The sequence below is a fragment of the Flavobacterium sp. genome (assembly GCF_049590715.1).
Lineage (GTDB): Bacteria > Bacteroidota > Bacteroidia > Flavobacteriales > Flavobacteriaceae > Flavobacterium.
In genome coordinates, this window is record NZ_JBAWDL010000214.1 from 1 (window position 1) to 5,568 (window position 5,568).

The window sequence follows — 5,568 nt, forward strand, 5'->3', positions numbered from 1 at the left end:
TCTCTGAAAAATAATTTTTCTTCTTGTTCATAAACGTCAATTCCTAGATACCCCACCTTTCCTTTTTTCAATGCTTTAATCACATCTGAAGTTTGGATTAAAGCACCTCGACTGGTATTGATGATCATCACATTATCCTTCATTAGCGAAAGCGATGTTTTGTCAATAAGATGTTTTGTCTTTTCATTCAAAGGACAATGTAGTGAGATAATGTCAGAATCTTTGAAAATGGTATCCAAGTCAGTAAAAATAACACCTTCTTTTTCCATTTCAGGGTCAGTGACAATATCGAAAGCTAGAACTTTACACCCAAAACCTTTGGCGATTTTTGTAAAAGCTTTTCCGATATTTCCAGTTCCAATAACACCAATGGTTTTACCATGCAAGTCAAATCCCAATAATCCATTTAAAGAAAAATTTTGCTCTCGAACTCGGTTGTAAGCTTTGTGTGTTTTCCGGTTTAAAGTTAGTATCATCGCCATGGCATGCTCCGCAACAGCTTGTGGTGAATAAGCAGGAACACGACAAACACGAATGTTGTGTTTTTTGGCAGCTTCTAAATCTACATTATTAAAACCTGCACAGCGCAAAGCGATGATTTTTACATTTTTTTGCGCTAATGATTCCATAACTTCTGCATTTACGATGTCATTAACAAAAACACAAAGGATGCTTGTATCATTAATTAAATCTATAGTTTGCATGTTTAATTGGGTTTCAAAAAAATCCAATTCAAACCCAAAGTTGGTATTGTGTTTTTTAAAAAAAGTTTTGTCGTACGGTTGAGTCGAAAAGAAAGCTATTTTTGGATTTAAAGATAATTTTGGTCGTTCCATACTATATTAAAGGATTTATTTTAGTTTAAAATGTTTTTTCAATTTAAGGAATAAATACCAAATGGAACCCTTTTAAAGAATAATAAAATACTAAAATTGGATACGTGTATGTGATTACTATTTTGAGAAATGTTTATGTAATAAAAAAAGGAACTTCAACTTGAAGTTCCTTTTTATGATTTTACCTTTTGAAATTTCCGCGTGGCAAATAATATACTAAACTAAACCCTATTAAAAATAAAATTAATGAAGCAACAAAAGCAGGTATCAAGATCTCTTTGTTGTTATCCAAAGCATTATTCAAGGCTGCGTATAACAACCAAATTTGGATCGTCACATTCATAATTAACATAAATATCAAAGCCGATATTATATTGTTAAGTTTGTTGGGATTGGCTTTATTTTGACTGGTTCTGAAACTACTCATAGCAATATGATTTTATTTGATTTTACTTTTAACGCGTTACTTCTTCAGTAGCTGCTTTTACATAAATAGCATTGCCTTTAAAAAACACTTCTAATTTTGGTAAAGCTCTAGGCGGTGGCCCAGCTAAAACGGCTCCAGTTTTAGCATCAAAAGAACCTTCATGACACGGACAATGAATAATTCCGGTTCCTGGCTTGTAAAAAACAGAACAAGAAAGGTGGGTACATTTCTGTTCGTATGCTTTGAACTCGCCAGATTCCAGATGTATTATTATATATGGGATGGTACTTCCTTCAATCACAAACGCACGTGTTCCTCCTAATGGGACTTCGTCTTTTTCGCAAACAAAATGCTCGCCTTTCATTTCTTCTTTTGGGTAAAAGTGGGCTTTGGCAGCTACCAATCCACTTCCGACCATTAACCCTCCAGAAACTAAGGTTAAGAATTTGGCAAAATCACGTCGACTGACTTGAGTCGCTTCTTGTTTTAAAATAGGAAAATCTTTTTTCCAGTTTTTATTTAGATTATCTTCTTTTGACATTTTTTAGAGTTTAAAGTTCAAAGTTTCATGTTTAAAGTTGTTTAACTTCTATTCTGATGCACTTTTTAAACTAATATATAATCAATTCTGTACTCCCTTTTGGCATCATAATATTCACTTTGGTATTTACAATTTCTTTACCAAAAACAAAACTATTCACAGGTGTACTATTTGGACGCATTTCCTCGATTTCGGCTTTGGTACCAAAAAATAAAGCACCACTAGGACAAACGGTAGCGCACATTGGTTTTTTACCTACACTCGTTCTGTCGTAACACATAGTACATTTCATCATTAAATCGTATGATTCTTCTTTTTTGGGTACACCAAAAGGACAAGCCAAAACACAATTAGAACAACCGATACATCTCTCGGTATTAGCCGTATGTACAATCCCAAATTCATCTTTTGAAATAGCATCAGCAGGACATACGTTCGCACAAACGGGATCATCACAGTGCATACACACCTGGACGGTCGTTTGTACTGAAGCCGCACGATCTACATAGTTAATATGGATCATGGACTCTTGGCCATTAGTCTCGCATTCGGCGCAAGCTAATTCACAGGCTTTACAGCCAATGCAACGGTTCATGTCTACAAAAAACTCTTCGTTTGTGTTGAAGTTCGTATAATTCATATTTTGTTGTTTTTATAGATTAGACACTTGCATACGCTTTTGATTCATTTGAAGGGGCCGCTATTTCTTTAAGTGGTTCTAAATGGCAAGCGCAAACTTTAAATTCAGGTATTTTTGAAATTGGATCTAAAGTGTCAATCGTCAATTGGTTTGCTGATTTTTTTCCAGACCAGTGATACGGAATAAAAACAGTGTCTTCTCGGATAGTTTCAACGATATTGGCTGGGAAAATTCCATCACCTCTTCGAGTAGAAACTTTAACTAATTCTCTTTGTTGAATGCCGTATTGTTTGGCTAAATTAGGATGGATTTCTAATAAAGGCTCTGGGTATTGATCGACTAATTTTCCAATTCTACGGGTTTGTGTCCCACTTAAATATTGTGAAACCACACGACCTGTGGTTAGGATTACTGGGTAATCAGCATCTGGACTTTCGCCTGGTAATTTATATGGAGCGGGATTAAAATGTGCTTTTCCGTCAGGAGTCTTGAATTTTTTATCTTCCCATAAACGAGGAGTACCTGGGTGATCTTCAGTTGGACAAGGCCAAAAAATCCCCATATTGTCTTCGATTCTTTTGTAAGTAATTCCATTATAATCCGCTGTTCCTCCTTTGGAAGCGACACGTAATTCATTGAAAATAGCTTCACTGTTTTCGTATGTGAATTTATCTTCAACACCCAAACGTTTAGCTAATTCCAAAATAATGGAAGTATCTGTTCTTGCATCTTCAGGAGGAGTAACTGCTTGACGAATGCGAATGACTCTACCTTCAGCTGAAGTTGTTGTTCCTTCTTCCTCTTCTTGTAATGAACCAGCCAAAATCATATCAGCATGGCGTGCTGTTTCGTTCAAGAAAAAGTCAATACATATATAGTAATCTAATTTTTCTAACGCTTCACGAACATAATTACTATTAGGTAAGGATACTAGTGGATTAAAGCAAATCGACAATAATCCTTTGATTTCACCTCGGTGAATGGCTTCAATAATTTCATAAGCAGACAATCCTTTGCCAGGCATATCTTTTTCATCGATTCCCCAAACATCGGAAATATATTTACGGTGTTCTAGATTTTCGATGTCTCTATTACCAGGCAATTGATCACATTTATGACCGTGTTCTCTACCGCCTTGACCGTTTCCTTGACCTGTAATTGTTCCGTAGCCACAATAAGGTTTTCCAATACGTCCTGTTGCTAAAACTAAGTTGATACAGCCAACAACATTATCAACACCTTTTGAGTGGTGCTCAATACCACGAGCATGGAGTAGGAAGCTGGTTTTGGCTTTGCCCCATAATTCAGCAGCTTCTTTTATTTTTTCTTTTTTAATTCCTGTAATTTCTTCGGCCCATTCTAAGGTATAATCTTTAACAGCATCTAATGTAATATCAAATCCTGAAGTGTAATTATCGATAAAATCATGATCAAGCATATCATGGTCAACCAAATATTTCAGCATTGCACCATATAAAGCAGAGTCGGTTCCTGGTCTCACATCCAAATGTACATCAGCTGTTCTCGCCAACGGAATCATTCGTGGATCCACGACGATTAATTTAGCTCCACGATCTCTGGCTTTCCAAATCCAATGGGTTAGGGTAGGGAAGGTTTCACTGATATTGGCACCAGCCACAAAAATGACTTCTGCATATTCTAAATCGGAATAATTATTAGAAGCACGATCCAATCCAAATGCTTTTTTATTTCCAGCTCCCGCACTTACCATGCACAAACGTCCGTTGTAATCGAGGTTTTTTGTTTGTAAAGCAACACGAGCAAATTTCCCAACCAAATAACTTTTTTCATTGGTCAATGAAACTCCTGAAAGCATTGCAAAGGCATCTTTCCCGTATTTCTTCTGAATATATTTGATTTCTGAAACCGTTTTTTCCATTGCAATATCCCAAGAAATAGGTACAAAACCTTGTCCTTCTACTCTTTTTAATGGAGTTAACAAACGGTCTGGGTGATTGTTTTGTAAATAGCGTTGCACTCCCTTTGGACAAAGACGTCCTTCGTTGAATGGAAACTCCATCCAAGGTTCAAAACCAACTACTTTATTTTCTTTAACCAATAATTGAATACCACATTGCATTCCACAAAAACAGCAATGAGTCTTTACAGATTCATCTGGTTCATCTCTTCCTTCAAAACCTTCTTTTGGACTATAATTTTTATGTGGTCCAAATTGGGTTATTATATTTTCTTCTGAAACGGGTAATTTTGCCATATTTTTATTTTTTACCGCCAAGAAGTGAAGGGACAATTTTATTTGTTCCAATATATCTTAGCTATGTTTTTTTTATCCAAATAAATTTCCGCCTGATTGTCGCGCTTTTAAATGTGCTTGTGCTAATCGGGATCGTTTTCCTTCCGGACTTAGATCTAAATAGGATCCTCCGTCTTCCATTGAAAAGTCAAAGCCGAGTTCATTAGTGACTATTTTAAGGTCGTCAATATGTAATTTTGTAGCGAATTCTTTCCCTGTATGTTTACAAATAGCCATTCCCTTTTCCATTCCGACTTTTTTATAAATATGGGCAGCAATTTGTGCAGGTCTTTGTATAATATGGAAAAATTTACCAAAAGGAATCCATATTAAGAACATGATTACAGTGACAGCGTGAAGTACCGCTAAGAAGTCAAAAGCAAAGCCTTTCATGAATTGATAGGAATAAGTTAATCCTAAACCAGTAAATGATATAGCAATTAATAAAATGAGCGGTAATAAATCGCCTTCAAAAGTTTGGGTGGCAATCAATCCAGGATTTGTTAAACGTCTTCTCAAATAATAAGCTGATCCAAAAATCACCAAGTAAGAAGACCAGTTAAGTGCATGGAATGTTAAAAATGCGATGATAGAATCTATTTCGAAATCCATGACTTTGAAGCCAAAAAAATGAGCTTCATAAACCGAAATAGAATTGGGTGCCATTGTAAAATGTATCCAGCCAAAAGTTAAAGGAATGGTAATCATAAACGCCGAAGTACATCCTATAGCAATCATGAAATGTGCCATCCATCGGTATTTTCCTCTAGGATAAATAAATTTTTGGAATACTATGTTTTCTACTGATTCTCTAGTAGCAAACCAAAAATGAGAGAATACTTTTCCGGT

General features: G+C 35.6%; 6 protein-coding genes. All 6 read right to left on the reverse strand.

Annotated elements, in window-relative coordinates; translation table 11 throughout:
* A partial coding sequence (locus WBQ70_RS09835; RefSeq protein WP_423913504.1) for a 2-hydroxyacid dehydrogenase occupies positions 1–836 on the reverse strand: 836 nt, incomplete at its 3' end.
* A gap of 181 nt (positions 837–1,017) precedes the next feature.
* Complete coding sequence (locus tag WBQ70_RS09840; RefSeq protein WP_423913506.1) at positions 1,018–1,263, reverse strand: DUF6755 family protein; 246 nt, start codon at positions 1,261–1,263, stop codon at positions 1,018–1,020.
* Between the two features lie 28 nt (positions 1,264–1,291).
* Positions 1,292–1,804: a Rieske (2Fe-2S) protein gene (locus WBQ70_RS09845; protein ID WP_423913509.1), complete on the reverse strand. Its 513-nt coding sequence runs from the start codon at positions 1,802–1,804 to the stop codon at positions 1,292–1,294.
* Between the two features lie 70 nt (positions 1,805–1,874).
* Positions 1,875–2,444, reverse strand: a complete 570-nt coding sequence (locus tag WBQ70_RS09850; RefSeq protein ID WP_423913510.1) for a 4Fe-4S dicluster domain-containing protein — start codon at positions 2,442–2,444, stop codon at positions 1,875–1,877.
* A gap of 19 nt (positions 2,445–2,463) precedes the next feature.
* A complete protein-coding gene (locus WBQ70_RS09855; RefSeq protein ID WP_423913513.1) occupies positions 2,464–4,680 on the reverse strand; it encodes a molybdopterin oxidoreductase family protein in 2,217 nt (738 codons plus the stop codon).
* Positions 4,681–4,752: 72 nt separating this feature from the next.
* Positions 4,753–5,568: MFS transporter (locus tag WBQ70_RS09860; protein ID WP_423913515.1), on the reverse strand; the 816-nt coding region annotated here is incomplete at its 5' end.

Coding starts and splice junctions, on each gene's coding strand:
- WBQ70_RS09845 (WP_423913509.1), bottom strand. CDS start 1,804: ATGTCAAAAGAAGATAATCTAAATAAAAACTGGAAAAAAGATTTTCCT.
- WBQ70_RS09840 (WP_423913506.1), bottom strand. CDS start 1,263: ATGAGTAGTTTCAGAACCAGTCAAAATAAAGCCAATCCCAACAAACTT.
- WBQ70_RS09850 (WP_423913510.1), bottom strand. CDS start 2,444: ATGAATTATACGAACTTCAACACAAACGAAGAGTTTTTTGTAGACATG.
- WBQ70_RS09855 (WP_423913513.1), bottom strand. CDS start 4,680: ATGGCAAAATTACCCGTTTCAGAAGAAAATATAATAACCCAATTTGGA.